The sequence below is a fragment of the Bacillus sp. KH172YL63 genome, from assembly GCF_011398925.1.
GTDB lineage: Bacteria > Bacillota > Bacilli > Bacillales > Bacillaceae_B > Rossellomorea.
Map to the genome: position 1 here is coordinate 3,091,590 of NZ_AP022842.1, position 20,877 is coordinate 3,112,466.

At 45.3% G+C, this 20,877-nt stretch carries 17 protein-coding genes and 1 tRNA gene; 1 reads left to right on the forward strand and 17 read right to left on the reverse strand.

Features of this window, described 5'->3' with window-relative positions; all coding sequences use genetic code 11:
- Nucleotides 1-31 precede the first annotated feature (31 nt).
- The 6 genes from hemL to hemA are packed head-to-tail and all read right to left on the reverse strand — an operon-like array spanning nt 32 to nt 6,311.
- The gene (gene hemL / locus KH172YL63_RS15855) at nt 32-1,324 is read right to left on the reverse strand and encodes a glutamate-1-semialdehyde 2,1-aminomutase (RefSeq protein ID WP_173107014.1); all 1,293 of its coding nucleotides are present in this window, start codon (nt 1,322-1,324) and stop codon (nt 32-34) included.
- Between the two features lie 54 nt (nt 1,325-1,378).
- Nucleotides 1,379-2,353, reverse strand: coding sequence for a porphobilinogen synthase (gene hemB, locus KH172YL63_RS15860; RefSeq protein WP_173107015.1), 975 nt, complete (start codon nt 2,351-2,353; stop codon nt 1,379-1,381).
- 24 nt (nt 2,354-2,377) lie between these two features.
- The gene (locus KH172YL63_RS15865) at nt 2,378-3,160 is read right to left on the reverse strand and encodes a uroporphyrinogen-III synthase (RefSeq protein WP_173107016.1); all 783 of its coding nucleotides are present in this window, start codon (nt 3,158-3,160) and stop codon (nt 2,378-2,380) included.
- On the reverse strand, nt 3,160-4,092 hold the full coding sequence (gene hemC, locus KH172YL63_RS15870) for a hydroxymethylbilane synthase (protein ID WP_173107017.1): 933 nt from the start codon (nt 4,090-4,092) through the stop codon (nt 3,160-3,162). The genes KH172YL63_RS15865 and hemC overlap by 1 nt, the downstream gene beginning before the upstream one ends.
- A gap of 17 nt (nt 4,093-4,109) precedes the next feature.
- The gene (locus tag KH172YL63_RS15875) at nt 4,110-4,943 is read right to left on the reverse strand and encodes a cytochrome C assembly family protein (protein ID WP_173107018.1); all 834 of its coding nucleotides are present in this window, start codon (nt 4,941-4,943) and stop codon (nt 4,110-4,112) included.
- A 15-nt stretch (nt 4,944-4,958) separates the two neighbouring features.
- Nucleotides 4,959-6,311 (reverse strand): glutamyl-tRNA reductase, encoded by a 1,353-nt coding sequence (gene hemA, locus KH172YL63_RS15880; RefSeq protein WP_173107019.1) that lies wholly within the window; start codon nt 6,309-6,311, stop codon nt 4,959-4,961.
- Between the two features lie 398 nt (nt 6,312-6,709).
- On the opposite strand from hemA, the gene KH172YL63_RS15885 reads away from it, so the two are divergent.
- Complete coding sequence (locus KH172YL63_RS15885; RefSeq protein ID WP_173107020.1) at nt 6,710-7,195, forward strand: LiaI-LiaF-like domain-containing protein; 486 nt, start codon at nt 6,710-6,712, stop codon at nt 7,193-7,195.
- A 243-nt stretch (nt 7,196-7,438) separates the two neighbouring features.
- Here the strand turns inward: KH172YL63_RS15885 and KH172YL63_RS15890 are convergent, their stop codons facing one another.
- The 11 genes from KH172YL63_RS15890 to KH172YL63_RS15940 all read right to left on the reverse strand — a co-directional run bounded on the left by KH172YL63_RS15890 (nt 7,439) and on the right by KH172YL63_RS15940 (nt 20,554).
- Nucleotides 7,439-8,173 (reverse strand): amino acid ABC transporter ATP-binding protein, encoded by a 735-nt coding sequence (locus KH172YL63_RS15890; protein ID WP_269475160.1) that lies wholly within the window; start codon nt 8,171-8,173, stop codon nt 7,439-7,441.
- Between the two features lie 20 nt (nt 8,174-8,193).
- Nucleotides 8,194-8,841 (reverse strand): amino acid ABC transporter permease, encoded by a 648-nt coding sequence (locus tag KH172YL63_RS15895; protein WP_173107021.1) that lies wholly within the window; start codon nt 8,839-8,841, stop codon nt 8,194-8,196.
- A gap of 85 nt (nt 8,842-8,926) precedes the next feature.
- Nucleotides 8,927-9,709, reverse strand: a complete 783-nt coding sequence (locus tag KH172YL63_RS15900) for a transporter substrate-binding domain-containing protein (protein WP_173107022.1) — start codon at nt 9,707-9,709, stop codon at nt 8,927-8,929.
- A 661-nt stretch (nt 9,710-10,370) separates the two neighbouring features.
- Nucleotides 10,371-10,955 carry a ribosome biogenesis GTP-binding protein YihA/YsxC gene (gene yihA / locus KH172YL63_RS15905; RefSeq protein ID WP_173107023.1) on the reverse strand — a complete coding sequence of 195 codons (585 nt, stop codon included), beginning with the start codon at nt 10,953-10,955 and terminating at the stop codon, nt 10,371-10,373.
- Nucleotides 10,952-13,276 (reverse strand): endopeptidase La, encoded by a 2,325-nt coding sequence (gene lon / locus KH172YL63_RS15910; RefSeq protein ID WP_173107024.1) that lies wholly within the window; start codon nt 13,274-13,276, stop codon nt 10,952-10,954. Before lon ends, yihA begins: the two co-directional genes overlap by 4 nt.
- A 175-nt stretch (nt 13,277-13,451) precedes the next feature.
- Complete coding sequence (gene lonB, locus KH172YL63_RS15915) at nt 13,452-15,110, reverse strand: ATP-dependent protease LonB (RefSeq protein ID WP_173107025.1); 1,659 nt, start codon at nt 15,108-15,110, stop codon at nt 13,452-13,454.
- Between the two features lie 129 nt (nt 15,111-15,239).
- A complete protein-coding gene (locus KH172YL63_RS15920; RefSeq protein WP_173107026.1) occupies nt 15,240-15,965 on the reverse strand; it encodes a Dph6-related ATP pyrophosphatase in 726 nt (241 codons plus the stop codon).
- 87 nt (nt 15,966-16,052) lie between these two features.
- Complete coding sequence (gene clpX, locus KH172YL63_RS15925; RefSeq protein WP_173107027.1) at nt 16,053-17,324, reverse strand: ATP-dependent protease ATP-binding subunit ClpX; 1,272 nt, start codon at nt 17,322-17,324, stop codon at nt 16,053-16,055.
- Between the two features lie 604 nt (nt 17,325-17,928).
- Nucleotides 17,929-19,215: a trigger factor gene (tig, locus tag KH172YL63_RS15930; RefSeq protein ID WP_173107028.1), complete on the reverse strand. Its 1,287-nt coding sequence runs from the start codon at nt 19,213-19,215 to the stop codon at nt 17,929-17,931.
- 159 nt (nt 19,216-19,374) lie between these two features.
- Complete coding sequence (locus tag KH172YL63_RS15935; protein WP_173107029.1) at nt 19,375-20,370, reverse strand: tetratricopeptide repeat protein; 996 nt, start codon at nt 20,368-20,370, stop codon at nt 19,375-19,377.
- A gap of 107 nt (nt 20,371-20,477) precedes the next feature.
- Nucleotides 20,478-20,554 (reverse strand) — tRNA-Arg (locus KH172YL63_RS15940).
- Between the last annotated feature and the right edge of the window lie 323 nt (nt 20,555-20,877).

Genomic DNA, 20,877 nt, shown 5'->3' on the forward strand with positions numbered 1-20,877 from the left:
CCGGTCCAAATTTTAGGACCGGCTTTATCTATTACTTCTTGCTGATTTTCTCAAACGCTTTGTCTGCTGCTTGCAGGGTTTTTTCAATATCTTCATCCGTATGGGCAGTTGAAAGGAACAGGCCTTCAAATTGTGAAGGTGGCAGGAATACTCCTTGATTCGCCATTTCACGGTAGTAATCGGCAAACATTTCTAAATCGGAAGACTTCGCACCGTCGTAATTGTTCACTTCTTCGTTTGTGAAGAAGATCCCGACCATGGAGCCTGCACGATTGATACGATGAGGGATGTTGTGCTTTTCTGCTGCTTTCTTCAATCCTTCTTCGAGCATATCCGCTTTGCGGGCAAACTCTTCATACGTTTCCGGTGTCAGCTGGCTGAGTGTTTCATAACCTGCCGTCATGGCAAGCGGATTCCCTGATAATGTACCCGCTTGATAGATCGGACCGCTTGGCGCGATTCTTTCCATGATTTCAGCTTTTCCGCCGTACGCTCCGACCGGAAGACCTCCGCCGATCACCTTTCCTAAGCAGGTCAAATCAGGTGTCACATTGTAAAAGCCTTGCGCACATCCGTACCCGACACGGAATCCGGTCATTACTTCATCAAAGATCAACAGGGAACCATGATTCTCTGTGGTTTCACGCAGTCCCTCTAAGAAACCAGGCTGAGGAGGGACAACGCCCATATTCCCTGCAACCGGCTCAACGATGATGGCCGCAATGTCGTCTCCGAATTGTTCGAAAGCATAACGGATGCTTTCTAAGTCATTATAAGGGACGGTAATCGTATTCTTCGCCACACCTTCAGGCACTCCAGGGCTGTCAGGCAGTCCAAGCGTCGCGACGCCGGAGCCTGCCTTGATCAATAATGAATCCCCATGACCGTGGTAACAGCCTTCGAATTTCAGGATTTTATTACGGCCTGTGTAACCGCGGGCAAGACGAAGTGCACTCATCGTCGCTTCGGTTCCGGAAGAAACCATGCGGACGACTTCGATGCTCGGCACCCGGTCAATCACCAGCTTGGCCAATTCATTTTCGATTTCTGTAGGGGCTCCGAAGCTTGTCCCGTTTTCCGCTACCTTTTTGATTGATTCAACCACACGGTCATTGCTGTGTCCGAGAATCAGCGGTCCCCATGAGAGGACGTAATCAATATATTCATTTCCATCAATATCGTAAATTTTAGATCCTTTTCCTCTTTCCATAAAAATGGGATCCATCTTGACTGATTTGAATGCCCTCACCGGACTGTTCACGCCGCCGGGCATCAGATTTACTGCTTCTTTGAACGCTTGCTTCGATTTCTCATATGAACGCAATAGGGTTTCCTCCTTTTGTGGTCTTTCGGTTTTCCTCGTCTATTGTTCCCTTTATCAGGATAACCAATTGGCTACATCTTTGGCGAAATACGTAATGATGAGATCTGCTCCTGCACGCTTCATGCTTGTCAGCTTCTCCATGACGATTTCCTGTTCGTTCACCCACCCGTTTTGGGCCGCGGCTTTCACCATGCTGTACTCCCCACTTACATTATAAGCAACAACAGGTGCGTTAAAACGGTCCTTCACTTCTCTCATAATATCCAGGTAGGACAGTGCCGGTTTCACAATCAGGAAATCCGCCCCTTCTGCCATATCCGATTCTGCTTCACGAAGGGCTTCCATGCGGTTCGCCGGATCCATCTGATAGGTTCTCCGGTCCCCGAATTGAGGCGTGGAATGGGCCGCATCACGGAACGGACCGTAAAAGCTTGAAGAATATTTAACGGCATAAGACATAATCGGTACGTCATGATAGCCCGCTTCATCCAGTCCGTGGCGGATCGCTGCCACGAATCCGTCCATCATGTTAGACGGTGCAATGATATCAGCCCCTGCTTCTGCCTGACTGACTGCTGTTTTGGCTAAAAGGTCAAGCGTCTCGTCATTCAGGACTTTTCCTTCTTTCACGATCCCACAATGACCGTGGCTCGTGTACTGGCAAAGGCATGTATCGGCGATGACAACAAGCTCCGGGTAGTGTTCCTTCACAAATCTTGTCGCTCTCTGTACAATCCCGTGATCGTGATACGCCTGTCCCCCTAATTCATCCTTCTCTGCCGGTACACCGAAAAGAATGATCGATTTGATGCCAAGGGAAACGACTTCATCCATTTCCGCTTTCAGGTTATCGAGCGAGATATGGTAAACACCAGGCATGGAAGGAACAACATTCTTGATATTTTCCCCTTCCACTATAAACAATGGATAAATCAGGTCTTCTTTTCTCAGATGGGTTTCTCTTACCAGCGCACGCATACTTTCACTTTGGCGTAAGCGGCGATGACGGTTAAATTGCAGGTCTTTCATGATAAAAGCCTCCTAAGTATATGACTATCGGGAAGAGATGAAGGATTTCATCTCATTCACCATTTCATTAACAGTATAAATCTCCGGACAAATATTTACATGCAATCCGTATTTTTCGGCAGTCTTTTTCGTGATCGGTCCGATACAGGCGATCGGGACTCCCCTGATTTGATCATGCAGGGAGTACTCCTCAATCACCTTCATAAAATGATGGACCGTAGACGAGCTTGTAAATGTAATCACATCTACCTGCTCTTTTTGAATCAAATCCTTCAGTTGAACGACGCTTTCATCGGGAAGGACCGTGTCATATACGATCCATTCCTGACAAGGGACCCCGGCAGAAGCCAGTTCAGTGGCAATCACGTCTCTTGCCAGGTTCCCCTTTGGAATCAAGACGGAACCGGACGGCTTCATTTTCGACAGAAATTCTCCGGCAAAGTCCTCCCCGGTGAATTGATCCGGAACAAAGCTGACGGGGATTCCATGTGATTGACAAACCTCTTCCGTTTTACTGCCGACCACCGCAAATTTCCCGGCGTAAGAGCTTAACGGAATCCCAAGACGATTCAATCCTTCAAGGAAGAATTTCACACCGTTTTTACTCGTAAAAACAATCCATTCGTATGTATGTATCGCGTTACGGAGACTCGTCTCCCACGCATCTATGTGAGGCTGGAAATGAAGGAGCGGCACCAGGATCGGAACCCCTCCCTCTTTCTCAATAAGGGCCCCGGTATCGCTGGAGCCTTCATTTCCACGGGTGACCAAAACCTTTATCTGATCTAAAGGCCCCTGCCCCTTCATTATTGATCTAGCTCTTCTTTCACTTGGTCGATCAGCGCTTTTGCGCCTTGTTTTGTCAAACTTTCGGCCACTTTTTCACCGACAAGCTTAGGATTCTCCCCAACCATGTATTCTTTATAAATCGTTTTGCCGTCAGGAGACGCGACAAGCCCGGTCAGTGCAACCTCACCGTTTTCCTTCAGCTCGGCATAACCTGCAATCGGCACCTGGCAGCCGCCTTCCATTTTATGAAGGAATGCACGTTCAGCCGTCACGGTTGCAGTCGTTTCGCTGCATGCGAATTTCCCAAGCAGTTCAAGGACCTGTGCGTCACCCTCCCTGCACTCGATTGATAATGCACCTTGTCCGACAGCCGGCAGGCAAAGATCCGGATCGAGGAATTCAGTGACTACGTCTGAAGTCCATCCCATTCTTGATAAACCTGCTGCTGCCAGGATGATCGCATCGTAATCTTCATTCTGAAGCTTCGAAAGGCGTGTATCGATATTACCCCGGATCCATTTGATCTCAAGGTCCGGTCTAGCCGCGAGGATTTGTGCACCCCTGCGGAGACTGCTTGTCCCGACAATCGCCCCGCCCGGTAAATCTTTAAGGGCAACATGATTTTTGCTGATGAAGGCGTCCCGGTGATCCTCACGTTCAGGGATGCTTCCGATTGTGAGACCCTCAGGAAGGACAGCCGGCATATCTTTCATGCTGTGGACCGCCATATCGATTTCTTTATCCAGCATCGCCTGTTCGATTTCTTTCACGAACAAGCCTTTTCCGCCTACTTTAGACAGAGTCACATCCAGGATTTGATCTCCTTTTGTGACAATTTCCTTCACTTCGAAATCGTATGAAGGATCAATCGCCTTCAACTGATCGATCACCCAATTTGTTTGTGTGAGTGCTAATTTGCTTCGTCTAGATCCAACAATAATTTTTCTCATAATGACCTCCTGAAAACTTATGAATACCAGAAATGAAATGAAGACAACCGACTTGCCAAGAAGAAGTTGATCAAGATGATCAAGAAGGCTGCAACATTAAGATAAGCAAGCGACTTACCGAATACATTCTTTTTAATGCGAAGGTATAAGTAACTGCTGTATAAAATCAATAGAATGAAAGATCCTATAATTTTCGGATCATACCATAGAAACTCAGGCAGTTTGATGTATGCCCACTGCAGGCCGAGGATCAGGCTCAGGAGAAGCATCGCGACCCCGATCGAATTCAAAATGTAGGATATCTTCTCAAGTTTAGACAAATCGCTTATCCGCCATAACCGCTGTCCCCATTTCTTCTCTTTCAACAACTTAAATTGAAGAAGATACAGCAGGGAAAATACAAATGACAATGAAAATGCGCCGTATGATAGAATCGCCATCGTAATGTGAATCAATAGTAATTCGGATACCATCTGTTCAGCCATTGCCTGTGATTCCACCTGCACAGGCGCGAATGTATGTATGGCCATGATGATGAACCCCAGTACATTTGTGAAAAACACGGTGAAGTCCACTCTTAACAGGCGGTTGATGACGAGGGACAGGGTGATGAGCACCCAGGCATAAAAATAAAGCCCCTCAAAAATGGTGAGCACCGGAAACCTGCCTGTATTCATCATGTATAGAAATAAAAAGATTGTTTGAAGGACCCAAACAATCGCAAGTAACCAGAAGGCAAACAGATTCGCCTTCCGGTTTTTGTTTAAGAAATCTATAAAATAAAAGAGAATACTAATAGCATACAGAACAATCATCAGTTCGTGCAGCCTAGTCATCGTTTGTTCAAACATCGACAATAACCTCACTTAAGCTTGAAAAGAGGGTTGTGGTGTAAAGCCATGATCACGCTCGGTCTTTTCGTTGGCTGCTTTGACTTGTTTCTGTTCTAGTACTTGCTGTTCAATGTTAAAGATGTTAACGAATAAATCCAATTTATCTTCCGCATCCGGAAGTCCGGCAAACTCTTTCGCCTGCAGGATCGGATCTTTTAACAGCTGATTGATGATGCTCTTCGTGTGCTTGTTCAGCACCTTCCGTTCACGGTCTGTGAGATCCGGCATTTTCCGTTCGATGCTTTCCATCGTTTCTGCCTGGATAGACAGCGCCTTTTGTCTTAATGCGGAAATGACGGGAACCACGCCGAGCATATTCAGCCATTCCTTGAACGCAACAATCTCGGCTTCAATCAGAAGTTCGATCTGTTCAGCCGCTTTCTTCCGTTCTGCAAGATTCGCCTGCACAATGTCTTCTAAATCATCAATATCATAGAGGAATACACTTTCAAGCTGGCCGATCGCAGGATCCAGATCCCTTGGGACGGCAATATCCACCATGAATAAAGGACGACCCTTTCTCATCCGTTCCACATGGGACATCATGTCTTTCGTAATGACGAAATCCTTTGCGCCTGTCGAGGAGATCATAATATCCGCTTCAACCAGGGCACATTGCAGCTCCTGCATCGTTTTCGCATGACCGCTGAAACGCTCGGCCAGTGTTTGGGCTTTCTCATACGTACGATTGATGACGGTCACCTTTGTAGCGCCGCTTCCATGCAGATTCTGGATCGCAAGCTCGCCCATTTTACCTGCACCGAGGATCAGCACATGTTTTTTATCCAGGCTGCCGAATACTTTTTTCGCCAATTCAACGGCTGCATAACTGACAGATACAGCGTTCGAGCCGATCTCCGTTTCAGAGTGGCCTTTTTTCGCCACAGTCACTGCCTGTTTGAAGAGGTGATTGAATACGGTTCCTGTCGCTCCTGATTGTTGTGCATTCAGGAAGCTTGAGCGAATCTGACCAAGGATCTGGGTTTCCCCCAGCACCATGGAGTTCAATCCGCAGGCAACCTTAAACAGGTGTTCGACCGCTCCTTCTTGTTCATAAATAAACAGATAAGGGGTGAACTCCTCTTTATCTATATCAAACCATTGAGATAAGAAATCTTTAATATAATAACGACCTGTATGAAGCTGATCTACAACCGCATAAACTTCCGTCCGATTACAAGTAGAAACAATCACATTTTCAAGAATGCTTTTCTTTTCCTTTAATGCGTTCATCGCCAAAGGCAGATCAGTTTCATTGAAAGATAAACGTTCGCGAATCTCTACAGGGGCCGTTTTGTAATTTAAACCAACGACTATCGTATACATGCTATGCACTACACCCCCAAGTAAAATCATTACCATTATTATAACATGTCCAAATAAGTCCCTGACCGGTAATTGTGAACAGAAATTGAACCCTACTTGTGATACATTAATAAAGTAAGAATTTCCCGTTCAATCCGGGACTTGCTCAACCATCAAATGATCTTATACAATTCTTTGTATGAAGGGATGACCATGAAAGCATTTTCAATACTTCATACATCTTCTAAATTTCGACAAACCCTACTCATGTAGGGTACCAAAATAGAGCTAAAGAATCAAGTAATGAGAAGGTTTTCCACGAAGGAAGCGGACTGCTATGAGCCATTTCTTATTATTTGGTATATTACCTAAAAAATGACGATTTTAAACCATTTTTGTCATGATAAAGGAGGAAGTTCATGAAACACCAGAGAATATTCCCAGGCATCATTTTAATTGGTTTTGGCATTTATTTTTATTTACAGCAGGCAAACATCGTATTATTTCAGGAGTTCTTCACCTGGCCGACCCTCCTCATCATCGTCGGGCTCGCCTTCCTCGGACAGGGCTATGCAGGTCGCGATCATGAAGCCATCCTGCCAGGCACCATCCTCGTCGGCTTCGGCCTTCACTTCCACGTCGTACATAAACTGGCCATTTGGCCCGATCATATGGGGACTTTCATCCTCATCATTGCCCTTGGTTTCCTGCTCAGGTACCAAAAGACCGGTGCCGGCTTATTTCAAGGCGTTCTTTTTTTGACACTGTCCATCCTTCTCCTATTCAGCGATAAGGCGGTGAGATGGCTCGGCCTTATCGAAGGCAGCGTAGGCACTGCGTGGGAATTCTGGCCGATCGTCATCATCGGGATTGGTGTGTATTTGCTGTTTATCAAGAAGAAATGAAGCCTTCCGTGGTGGAAGGCTTCATTTCTTTTATGGGGGATTGGTTTATCGGCGGAAAATTCGTTTTATCGGCGAGATTCTGGATATAACGGCGAAATTTCCATTTTATCGGCGAAATCCGTAATTTAACGGCGATATCTCATTTTTATCGGCGAACCACCGAATTCAACGGCAACGGCGAATCATCAAAATCACCATACACCAAAAAAGCCCGGGTTCCCCCGGGCTTTCCTGTACCTCCAACTATAAAACCGATTCCAAAAACTCCCTCGTCCGCTGTTCCTTCGGAGAGTTGAATAACTGCTCGGGAGGACCCACTTCCACGATCCTGCCGTCATGCATGTAAACGACCCAATCTGCCACTTCCTTGGCAAAGCCCATTTCATGGGTGACGACGACCATCGTCATCCCTTCAAGGGCAAGCTCCTTCATTGTCGCGAGCACTTCCCCGACCAACTCCGGATCAAGTGCCGACGTCGGCTCATCAAACAGCATGATGTCTGGCTTCATGGCAAGGGCTCTCGCAATCGCGACCCGCTGCTTTTGCCCGCCTGAAAGCTTGGAAGGATATACATTTTCTTTGTCTGCAAGGCCGACTTTGTTTAATAACGCCTTCGCGTCTTTTCTTGCTTCTGCTTTGGACAATCCTTTGACGGAAACCGGGGCTTCCATCACATTTTCCAATACCGTCTTGTGGGGAAACAGATAGAAGTGCTGGAACACCATCCCCACCTTTTGACGGACCTTGTTCAAGTCATGGGTATCCTGGTTGACTTCCTCGCCTTCGATGACGATTTTCCCGTTATCTTTCAATTCAAGGAAGTTCAGGCATCGGAGCAGCGTGCTCTTTCCCGATCCACTTGCTCCGATCAGGCAGACCACATCACTTTCCCTTACGCTGATATCGATATCCTTCAGGACGTGTAAATCACCGAAGGATTTATTCAATTTCTCTACTTTGATCATTTCCTCACTCATGCTAGTTCCCTCCCACACTATTAATCACTGACAGACATCCGCTTTTCGATGATATTGACAATCGTAGAGAAGACCAGTACGAGTACGAGGTAGTAGATCGCTACGACGAGCAGGTATGTCATGTAATCAAAGTTATTCGATCCAAGTGTCGTCGCCACACTGAACAATTCAAACATGCCGATGAAAGACGCAAGAGAGGAATCCTTCAATGCGATGATGAATTGATTTCCAAGCGGCGGCAGTGCGCGTCTGAATGCCTGTGGCAGGATGATCCTTCTCATTGAGAGGCCAACTGACATCCCAAGTGAACGCCCGGCTTCCATCTGCCCTTTATCAATCGATTGAATGGCCCCACGGAAGATCTCGGCGATATAGGCCCCGTTATGGAATGCAAGTCCCATGACGACCGCCCAGAATCCTGAAATATTAAATGACGTCAATCCGAAATAGAAGATGAAGATCTGAACGATCAACGGCGTTCCCCGTACAACAAAGATATAAAGATCGGCAAGCAGCGACAAAGGCTTGATGCCCGATATTTTTAAAAACGCGAAAAACAATCCGACCCCAATCGCAATGAGGACCGATACAAAGGTCAATTCAAACGTCAGTAACATCCCTTTCAGGAAAACATCATATGTACCGGCAAAGGTTTCTAAAAAGTGCATGTACATCCCTCCATTCATTTCAATACGTGTCTAACCTAAAAAGCGAATGCGCATAGATGCACATTCGCTCTGTGTCATGCTGCCCTTACTCTTTCTCTGGATCTGATGTGATGTCTGTATTGAAATATTTTTCGCTGATTTCCTTCAACGTACCGTTTTCACGGAGCGTTTCCAGCGCTTGATTGATTTCATCCAATAGCTTTTCATTTTCTTTGCTGACGGCAATCGCCTGTTCACTGCGGCCAATCAGCTCACGTGCTTCAAGATCAAGACCGGAAGCGATGGCTTCTTTCCCGGTGATGAAGTCTGTGATGACGGCATCATGCTTTCCTTTATTCAATGCTTCAAGCGCCACGACGTCACTGTCGTAAGCCTGGATTTTATCCGTCACTTCTTTGGCCGTATCAGCGTATGTCGACCCTTTTGAAACGGCGATTTCCATCCCTTCCAAATCAGCCAGGGTTTCAACTGAACTGTCCTTCCGAACGAAGATCTGTGGACCGGAATAGTAATACGGCGTCGAGAAATCCACTTCTTTCAGGCGGTCTTCCGTAATCGTATGACTGGCAACCGCTGCATCAAAACGACCGGATTTCACGCCTTCTACAATTCCTGCAAACTTAAATTTTTTCTGTTCCGGCTCAAGGCCCATCTCTTTGGCGACTGCTTCAGCCACTTCAATATCAAAACCTGACATTGTCCCATCATTATTGGTTACACTGAACGGCTTGAATTCACCTGAAGCCGCGTATACAAATTTGCCTTTCTCCACCAGCTTCGCACCACTCTCAGTTGTGGCTTTGTCTCCACAAGCTGACAGCAGAAGCGCAGCGATGACTAAAACAACTATGCTTTTCAAATTCTTCACGAGCGAAAGTCCCCCTTATGTAGCTTCAAATAGTTATAATCTTTCATAATTGTATCAACAAAAGAGAAAATTCTCAAAATTCGAATTTAACGCTTATTGGTTATAATCTTCCATTTTCGATGTTGAAAGGCACTGAGCTTGTCTAGAGGGACATATGCGGTGATATCCTTTCATTTCCTTTCAAATGCTGGAGGGGAATGGGACTAACATCCTTTTTCGATTTTATGGATACATTCTTTTATCCTACAAGGAGAACTCATTTAAACGTTCATTCTGGAGGGATTTCAGGTAGAAAAGAAGATGAATATGCAACACTGATCACTTGATCATCAAAAAAGAACACAGGGCTTCACATGCCATGTGTTCTAGCTATTTATTCATCTCATATTGGCAGTAAAGGGAATTCTTCATTACTTCTTCCTTTTTTTTCTTCCGATGATTATAACAGTTGTTAAAACAATGATGAGCAAAAACATTCCTTCAGCCATCAAAACACCTCCAAGTATTTTGCGAAAACATATTGTTCAACTGTAATAAATTTCCGTCTTACATGATTTACGGATAAGAAGGTGAAAAGTTTCGAAATGAAAAAGTTTTAGATAAATCACCCATATAAAAGAACCGATCCAATAGTCTTGGATCGGTTCTTTATCACGCAATCTTATTTATAAAATGATTTAATGGCATCCCAGGCCTTGTCTTTTCCAAGTCCAGTTTCAGACGAGAATAGAATCAGGTCGTCTTCCGGGTCCATATTCAATGTTTCTTTTGTCACTTTCAGGTGTTTCTGCCATTTGCCTTTAGGGATTTTATCGGCTTTCGTGGCAATGACGATGCATGGAAGTCCGTGATGCTTCAGGAAGTCATACATCATGACGTCATCCTTGGTCGGGGCGTGGCGCAGGTCGACAATCATGACGACCGCCCGGAGCTGTTCCCGGCTCGTGATGTACGTTTCGATCATTTTTCCCCATGCTTCACGCTCTGTTTTGGATACTTTGGCAAATCCGTATCCAGGGACGTCGACATAATAGAGGGTCTCTTCTATTTTGTAGAAGTTCAACGTCTGTGTTTTACCCGGCTTGGATGAGATCCTCGCCATACTCTTTCTTCCAATCATTTTGTTGATGAATGAGGATTTTCCTACATTCGAACGGCCCGCCAAGGCAAACTCGGGAAGGATATCGCCAGGGTATTGTTCAGGCCTGACTGCACTGATGACTAACTCAACTTGATTTACTTTCACTTCTTTTCACCTACTAATGCTTTCTCTAAGACTTCATCTATATGGGCTACGAGGATGAACGTCAATTCTTCCCTCACGCTTTCCGGAATGTCATCAATATCCTTTTCGTTATCTTTCGGCAGGATGATTGTTTTAATTCCGGCACGATGAGCGCTTAATGTTTTTTCTTTCACTCCGCCGATTGGAAGGACTCTTCCTCTCAGGGTCATTTCACCTGTCATCCCCACTTCCCTGTTCACGTATTTACCGGTAAGGGCAGATACAAGGGCCGTAGTGATTGTGATCCCTGCAGACGGACCGTCTTTCGGTACCGCTCCTTCAGGGACGTGGATATGGATATCATATTTTTCATGGAACGTTTCTTCGATCCCAAGCTCGCTTGCTTTCGAACGGACGTAGCTGAAGGCAGTCTGGGCAGATTCCTTCATGACATCCCCCAATTTACCGGTCAATACAAGCTTGCCTTTACCTGGCGCAAGAGATACCTCGATCTGGAGGGTGTCCCCGCCTACCGTTGTATAAGCAAGTCCGGTCGAGACGCCGATTTGGTTCTCCACTTCGGCCTGACCGTATCGGAACTTCTTCTTGCCAAGGAAATCTTCGATATTGCTTGATGTCACAACTACCCGCTTCTTCTCACCGGATACGATGATTTTCGCCGTTTTCCTGCAAAGTGCTGCAAGTTGACGTTCCAGGCTTCTTACTCCGGCTTCCCTTGTGTAGTAACGGACGATATCCAGGATCGCCTCATCCCTCACTTGAAGCTTAGATTTATTCAAGCCGTGATCCTTGATTTGCTTCTCCAATAAATGATGCTTCGCAATGTTCAATTTCTCTAACTCAGTATAACCTGCAATCGTGATGATTTCCATCCTGTCTCTCAATGGACCTGGAATCGTGGACAGATCATTGGCAGTTGCGATGAACATCACTTTTGAGAGATCATAGGTTTCTTCGATATAATGATCACTGAACGTGGAGTTCTGTTCAGGGTCCAACACTTCAAGCATGGCCGAAGATGGATCACCCCTGAAGTCGGAGGACATTTTGTCGATTTCATCAAGAAGGAAGACAGGATTGATCGTACCTGCTTTCTTCATCCCCCTGATGATACGGCCAGGCATCGCGCCGACATACGTTCTTCTGTGACCCCTGATTTCCGATTCATCACGGACACCGCCCAGTGATACCCGGACGAAATTCCGGCCGAGTGACTCTGCCACCGAACGGGCAAGGCTTGTTTTACCGACTCCAGGAGGTCCTGCAAGGCAAAGGATCGGGCCTTTGAGTGATTTCGTCAGCTGTTGGACGGCAAGATACTCGAGTACACGCTCTTTTACTTTTTCAAGGCCGTAATGATCTCTGTTCAAGATTTGTTCTGAACGGTTGATATCGAGCTGATCTTCGGTTTCAGTAGACCATGGCAGGGAAACAAGCCATTCGATGTAGTTTCGGATGACAGAGCTTTCCGCAGAACTTGAAGGCACCTTCTCATAGCGCGCCAGCTCTTTTAATGCCGTCATTTCCACTTCTTCCGGCATATAGGCCTGCTGGATTTTCGCCGTAAGATCTTCCACTTCCCCGGTTTTTCCTTCTTTATCGCCCAATTCCTTTTGAATGGCCTTCATTTGTTCCCGAAGGTAGTATTCTTTTTGCGTTCTTTCCATTGAACGTTTCACGCGCTGACCGATTTTTTTCTCCAGGCTCAGCACTTCTTTTTCATTGTTGATCGTTTCAATCACCATTTGCAGGCGCTTTTTGATGTCCAGCATCTCGAGGACATTTTGCTTTTCCTTCATTTTCAATGGCAGGTGGGAAGCAACGATGTCTGCAAGCCTGCCCGGTTCTTCAATATCCGACACTGTGGAATATGTTTCGGCTGAAACCTTTTTTGATAGCTTTATGTATTGTTCGAAATAATTCAATAACGTTCTCATTAAAGCGTCGGTCTCTGATTCCTTCTCAGCGGAATCTTTGTATTCTTTTACCGTTACTTCATAGAAATCCTTCTGTTCTGTGAAGGAGGTGATCGTCGCCCTGTTTAACCCCTCAACAAGGACACGGATCGTTCCGTTCGGTAATTTAAGCATCTGTTTAACCTTCGTAAGCGTCCCCATCTCGTAGAAATCTTCCTGTGTGGGCTCATCTATATTCATATCTCTTTGAGTGGTTAAGAAAATTAAATGATCATCCATCATTGCTTTTTCTAAAGCTTGTACAGAGCGCTCACGTCCAACATCTAAATGCAAGACCATTGTTGGGTATACAAGTAAGCCTCGTAATGGAAGGAGGGGAACCGTTAGATTATTTTGATTTGACACATACAACACCTCCGAATTTTGCTCTAAGTCTTTGTACAATTCTAACTTATTTACTAGGTAGTGTCTATTAAATAGGTATTTACAACTTTATTCAGGCCGTTCGCTCATTATGCGGTTTCTCAACGTCCCTTTTCAAAAATAAACCGATTCGGACAGACCCGAACCGGTCAATGGTTTATACGCTCTTCTTATTTTGTTCGCTGACGATTTCAGCAGGCTGAAGCCCATCTTTCAAGAGGGCAAGATCGAGCACTTCTTTCAGATGCTTGACCGGCACCACTTCGATGCCGCCGATCTCAGCCAGCATCGTCTGCTGATTTTCATGCGGGATGATCGCGACGGTGGCACCTGCCAATTTCGCACCTTTTACCTTCGCAGGCACACCGCCGACAGGCTTCACCAGTCCATGGATACTGATTTCCCCAGTCAAGGCAACGGTATGCTTGACCGGGATACGGTAGATCGCCGAGTAAATGCCGAGAGCCATCGCGATCCCGGCAGAGGGACCGTCAACCGGAATCCCGCCGGGGAAATTCACATGAATATCGTATTGATCGGCAGGCACGCCCATGGAACGGAGGACCGTGATCACATTTTCAATCGAGCCTTTCGCCATGCTTTTCCTTTTAATCGATTTACTCCGGTCGCCTATGCTTTCTTCCTCGACAATCCCGGTCACATTGATCGATCCCCTGTCTGCTGCCGGTATGACCGATACTTCTATTTCAAGGAGGGAGCCTGTATTCGGACCTGTCACCGCCAGACCATTCACCAATCCAATCGTCGCTTCCTCATTGATTTTCTTCTGATAACGTGGGGAGAGCTGACTTGACTGGATGATCCATTCAAGCTCATGGTCGTATATTTCTTTCCTGTTCTCAGTGATCGGGACACCGGCTGCAATCTGAACCATATTCACTGCTTCACGGCCATTCCTTGCATAGGAAGAAAGCGTCTCGAGTCCCTTCTCACTGAGGGTCATCCCCACTTTGTCGATCGCTCCTGAAGCCACTTTCTTTACTTCATCATGTTCAAGTTCCCTGAAGAACACTTCCATGCAACGGGACCGAATGGCCGGGGGAATTTCACTCGGGGTGCGGGTCGTGGCACCGATCAAGCGGAAATCAGCCGGAAGGCCGTTTTTGAAAATATCATGGATGTGGGTCGGGATCTGATGATTCTCTTCATTGTAATAAGCGCTCTCGAGGAACACTCTCCGATCCTCAAGCACTTTCAGCAGTTTATTCATTTGAATGGGATGCAGTTCCCCAATTTCATCGATGAATAATACGCCTCCGTGGGCATTCGTCACAGCGCCCTGTTTCGGCTGCGGGATCCCCGCCTGTCCCATCGCACCTGCCCCTTGATAGATAGGATCATGAACCGAACCGATCAACGGATCTGCAATCCCCCGTTCATCGAAACGGGCCGTCGTGGCATCCAGCTCAACGAATACTGCATCAGACCTGAAGGGGGACTTCATGTTCTTCTTTGCCTCTTCCAATACTAATCTTGCAGCAGCGGTCTTCCCTACCCCGGGAGGTCCATAAATGATCACATGCTGTGGATTCGGGCTGCAAAGCGCCGCTTTCAGTGCCTTGATTCCATCCTCCTGACCGACGATATCGTCAAAGCTTGCCGGTCTCACCTTTTCTGCCAGGGGCTCAGTCAAGGAGATGGATCTCATCTTACGGAGTTCTTCCATTTCTTTTTTCGATTCACGGTCAATGGATACTTTCTGGGTCCGCTGATTTTTTAACAAGTTCCAAAAATACAACCCAATGATGATCCCAAAGAATAACTGGATAAATAACGCGATGCTCGTAAAGCTCATTCGTCTCCCTCCAAGTAGATACAAGTTGTTACCGGTTAGTATCTCCTCGACCATCTGGGAATAAACAAAAAAATCACAGACGAAAAAGGGCAGTGGGCAATCAGCATGGACAGGAGGGCTGTGAGGGTGCTACTGTCTCAGTTCCACCGGGATTTCGTCCTCGTTCCGTTCCTTCACGGATTCTTTTTCAGCCAATCGGCATTCTTTGATATCCAGTGACCACAGGCCGGAATTCAGCACAACACCGGATTGGATGAGCTCCACCTTTTGCGAGAACATCGGACCATCGAGTACGAACGTATGGTATTCTCCCGCTTCTCCCATGACACAGCAATCCTGCTCATGAATATCTTTATAAAAATCTTCATCGAGAAACCTGCCGGTCCATGTACGGTCCAGCACTTTGTCAGAAGCCCTGCATATGACTGCAGAAAATTTACGCGTGATGAACGCCTTCAAAAGTTCACTCGTTTCATCTTCAGATATCCACACCGGGAACAAAGGTGTCAGGCCTGCTTTTAAAGCGACCCCTTCATTCCACTTTCTATCTTCTTCTGCATATAAACTGCCAAACACAATTTCTTCTATCCCTTCAGACTGATTCAACTGAATCAGCGCTTGAATAAGGGACGCTTCATAGTTATCACCTGAGTTCACCATCACGAGGGGGATCCCCAATGCCTCTGCCTGCAGCTTCAGCACCTCCAGGCGTAGACCGTGGGCATGATTGCGCCCATGTTCATCAGACACCATCGAGAGAAGACACACCACCTCTTTGCCTTCTTGGATCACACGGTCCAGAGCGAGTGCCCCGTCCTTTCCCCCGCTCCAGCTGACGGCTGTTCGTGTTTTCATCCGCTCCACTTCCTACACATCCTTTTGTTAGGTTTATCATAAAAAAAGCCAAGAATGATGGATCATTCTTGGCTAAAAATCAAGCTATTATGCTGATGTTTTTTCTTCGTTCGGATCGATTACAGTACCGTCTTCAAGTAATAAATTCGGTGTTGCATCTTCAAGAATCGTTTCTTTCGTGATGATACATTTCTTAATATCCTCACGTGAAGGAAGATCGAACATGACATCAAGCATCATCGTTTCGATGATGGAACGTAATCCACGGGCACCCGTTTTACGCTCGATCGCTTTTTTCGAGATCTCAAGAAGGGCCTCTTCCGTGAACTCAAGCTCAACATCATCTAATTCAAGCATTTTTTGGTATTGTTTCACCAATGCATTTTTAGGTTTTGTCAGGATTTCAACCAGTGCTTCTTCATCTAGAGGCTCAAGGCTTGAAATGACTGGCAGACGACCGATGAATTCAGGGATCAATCCGAACTTCAACAGATCTTCTGGTACAACTTTAGAAAGAAGGGATTTATCTTCTTTTACTTCTGCATTTTTCGGATCAGAACCGAAACCGATCACCTTTTGGCCCAGACGGCGTTTGATGATTTGTTCGATACCATCGAATGCTCCACCACAGATGAATAATACATTGGATGTATCAATCTGGATGAATTCTTGATGAGGATGCTTACGTCCGCCTTGTGGAGGAACGCTTGCCACTGTTCCTTCAAGGATTTTAAGCAGGGCTTGTTGAACCCCTTCACCTGAAACATCTCTTGTGATAGATGGATTTTCAGATTTTCTCGCTACTTTATCGATTTCATCGATGTAGATGATGCCTTTTTCAGCTTTTTCTACATCGTAGTCAGCAGCCTGGATCAGTTTCAACAGGATATTCTCAACGTCTTCACCGACATAACCTGCTTCTGTAAGAGAAGTAGCATCCGCAATGGCGAAAGGTACGTTCAGGATACGTGCAAGTGTTTGAGCCAGTAGGGTTTTACCGCTACCTGTCGGCCCGATCATGGCGATGTTACTCTTTGAAAGTTCAACATCGTCGACTTTGCTACTTGAGTTGATACGTTTGTAATGGTTGTATACGGCAACAGCCAGGGATTTCTTTGCCTGGTCCTGCCCGATCACGTATTCGTCAAGGATTTCGCGGATTTCACGCGGTTTCGGTACGTCTTTGAATTCTACTTCTTCTTCCGTACCCAATTCTTCTTCGACGATTTCCGTGCACAGCTCGATACATTCATCACAGATGTATACACCTGGTCCAGCGACTAGTTTACGAACTTGGTCTTGTGTTTTTCCGCAAAAAGAACATTTAAGTTGTCCTTTTTCATCATTAAATTTAAACAATGAATTTCACCCCTTCGTTAAGACTCATAAAATCGTGCATTGTTTCAAACGAACGATCCCTTACATCCCTCTTACCTAAAGTTATGTACTGCATTTTATCATAGTATATGTCTGTAAAGAAATTGATACGATTCTTAAGAATCATCTTATTATGTATCGTGCATTTTAGCAAATCTTTTATATTGCTAAGAAGTATTTTATCCATTTATCGGCAGGTAATGTAAGGAATCTGATTATGTATGTTCTTGGTGAAAAAAGTAAGGAACCCGCTTCATCAGCTTTTTCCATAAATGGCGGTTCTTATTCTTGGTTGTAAAAACATTTTAGGCTTCCATGATTTGACTCATTTTGCCGAAGAAAGAAAAACGCCTTATAAGAAATTGTCTTGAAGCTTAGTAAAGTGGTGATTTGGCTCATTTACGCCGGTATCATCAAAAGCGGGATAGCAAGCAAGCTTGCTTTTCCGCTTTTGATGATACCGGCTACTTTTCAGCAGAGCTGAAAAGCGTGTGAAACATTCGTTTCACACGAATGAGTCAAATCTCCGCTTCATTGTAGAAAACAAGGCACGAAGAATCGCGCCTTGTCTGCTCTGCTATTTTTATTATGCTACAGTTTTGCTGTTTTCAACAAGGAATTCTACTGCTTTACGCACTTTAAGGTCAGCTTTTAGTGTGTCAAGGCCACCTAGTGCTTGTTTGATGTTGTCAGCAGACATGTTGTATTGTTCAGCCATTTTGTTTACTTCTTCTTCTGCTTCAGCGTCAGTAACTTCTAGGTTTTCTGCTGCAGCGATCGCTTCAAGCGTAAGGTTTGTGCGAACGCGTTTGCCAGCATCCTCTGTCATTTGACCGCGAAGATCTTCTTCTGTTTGACCAGAGAATTGGAAGTAAAGATCAAGGTTCATACCTTGCATTTGTAGACGTTGTTCGAATTCTTGCATCATGCGGTCTACTTCAGCTTTTACCATTACTTCTGGGATTTCAACTTCAGCGTTGTCAGAAGCTTTGTTTACAAGCGTTTCACGAACTGCTGTTTCAGCTTCGTTCTTTTTAGACTCTTGAAGGCGCTTTTCGATCTTTTCTTTCAGTTCAGCAAGCGTTTCAACTTCTTCGTCAGCGTCTTTTGCGAACTCATCGTCAAGAGCTGGAAGTTCTTTCGCTTTGATTTCGTGTACTTTCACTTTGAAAGTAGCAGCTTTACCAGCAAGTTCAGTTGCATGGTACTCTTCTGGGAAGTTTACTTCTACTTCTTTCTCTTCTCCAGCTGCAACACCTACTAATTGCTCTTCGAAACCAGGGATGAATTGACCAGAACCTAACTCTAGTGAGTAGTTCTCAGCTTGGCCGCCTTCGAATGCTTCACCGTCAACGAATCCTTCGAAATCCATTGTCACTGTGTCGCCTTCTTCAGCTTTTCCATCTTCTTTAACAGCTAGCTCAGCTTGTTTTTCTTGAAGTGAAGTAAGTTCAGCTTCAACGTCTGCAGCCGTTACTTCTGTGTCCATTTTTTCTACTTCAAGACCTTTGTACTCGCCAAGTTTCACTTCAGGCTTCACTTGTACTTTCGCAGTGAAGATTAAATCTTTACCTTGTTCCATTTGCTCAACATCGATTTCAGGGCGGTCGATTGGATCGATTCCTGTTTCTTCGATTGCTTTCGCATATGCTTCAGGCAGGATGAAATCCAAAGCATCTTGATAAAGTGATTCTACGCCGAAACGCTTTTCAAACATTCCACGTGGCATTTTCCCTTTACGGAATCCTGGTACGTTTACTTGTTTTACAACTTTTTTGAATGCTGCGTCTAAACCTTCGTTGACTTTTGCAGCTTCTACTTCGATTGTAAGTACTCCTTGATTACCTTCTTGTTTTTCCCATTTTGCTGACATACTGTTCCCTCCAACAATCTATAATTGATCTTTAATTTTTACGCATAGTAGTAGATAGTCCTGTGTGAATCTAGCACTATCATCGTAAATATATGAAAAACTATTACATTACAACCACTACATTATAACATACAGACACTGTCTTTCAACAGAGAGCATTTAAATATTGGGAGAGGAAATTTCCTCTAGCTCCTTTATCCGTGATAGAAGCTTCCCTGATCTTTCATTTTCCACCTGTTCCCTTAGCTCCTCCTCGAGGATGGCATCAGCAAACATTCCGGCTGTATAGTACCCGTATACAGCTGCGATCACCTCAGCACTTTCATCCATTGAAAAAGGATACAGAAGAAAGGCATGACGCTTCAGTAATTCCTGTGCGTGCTGAAAAAGCGTAGGGTTTGTCTGGGCGAGAAGATCATCGAGCGCCCCGGTCGCACCGGTGAAAAATTCCGATTGAAAGACATCTTCAAGTGCGGCGGGAGAGAATTCCCCCTTCATTCCAAACTTCGATACCACTACATCTTTATCCATTTCATGCTCCCTTAAAACATTCAGCACCATCGTCTGCAAAAATGGATGGGCGTCTGCATCCTTTAAAATGGATGTGAGCTCCCAGATGAATGGACGGATATTCCGTTGAACCATCTGGGCAACGATGAGCGTTTGTTCTTCAAGGCTTTTCCCTGCCAATACAGCCGCAGGCTCCTCTGACGTCTCTTCCGGTGCAGCCGCTTTGCCGTTCAGCACTTTTTCACTGAAATGGAGGAGCTTTTTAAAATGCTCTTCTTTTTCAAAAGGCACTTCCTTTTCGTCAAAAAGTGCATGAATCGTATCGACCACTTCATGGTGCTCATGCATTTGAATCAAAATCATCAAATACATATCCACAACTTCGAAATAGTCCCCGACAGCCTCAAGAAGCATGTCCTTGCATATATTCTTCGCTTCCTCATACTGTTTACTTTCATATAAAGATAAAACGAGGGCCGTGTTAACGTCCGGGTTATCCGGATCGAGTTCATACGCTTGAGTCAAAAGCTTTGACGCTTCATATGCCTCTCCGCTTTCCAACAGCTCCACCCCTTTTTCGAGAAGCCGCACCTTCAAGCCCGGAAACTGGACGATGTTTCCTTTTTTGTTGTTTCCCTTGGTCATAGTACATACCTGCCTATACTTTTTAGTTGCCTTTAGTTTAGCACGATACCTTTTGGATAACAAAAAAAGCTTACCTATGCAGGCAAGCTTTGAATATGTAGGAATTATGGCGTCCCAGGAGAGATTCGAACTCCCGACCGACGGCTTAGAAGGCCGTTGCTCTATCCAGCTGAGCTACTGGGACAAGTTGTTTGTGCGTTTGTTTTTGTCGTTTGTTTTTCAAGGACAATATTTATTATATTCACATAGCATCAATAAGTCAACAGATTTTCAAAAAAAGTTTTAATTAATTTTTCAACCACCTGTTTTATTATAAAAGAACCTGCCGAAGCAGGTTCTGAATCGTTGTGAACACTGGGTTTCTTTGATGATGGAGGCAGCAGGGATGCTAAATTTTTTTTGATTTAACGGCGATATTCTGGATATAACGGCGAAAATTTTATTTTATCGGCGAAATCTCATTTTTATCGGCGGTATCCCGGATTTAACGGCGAACCCGGGATACCG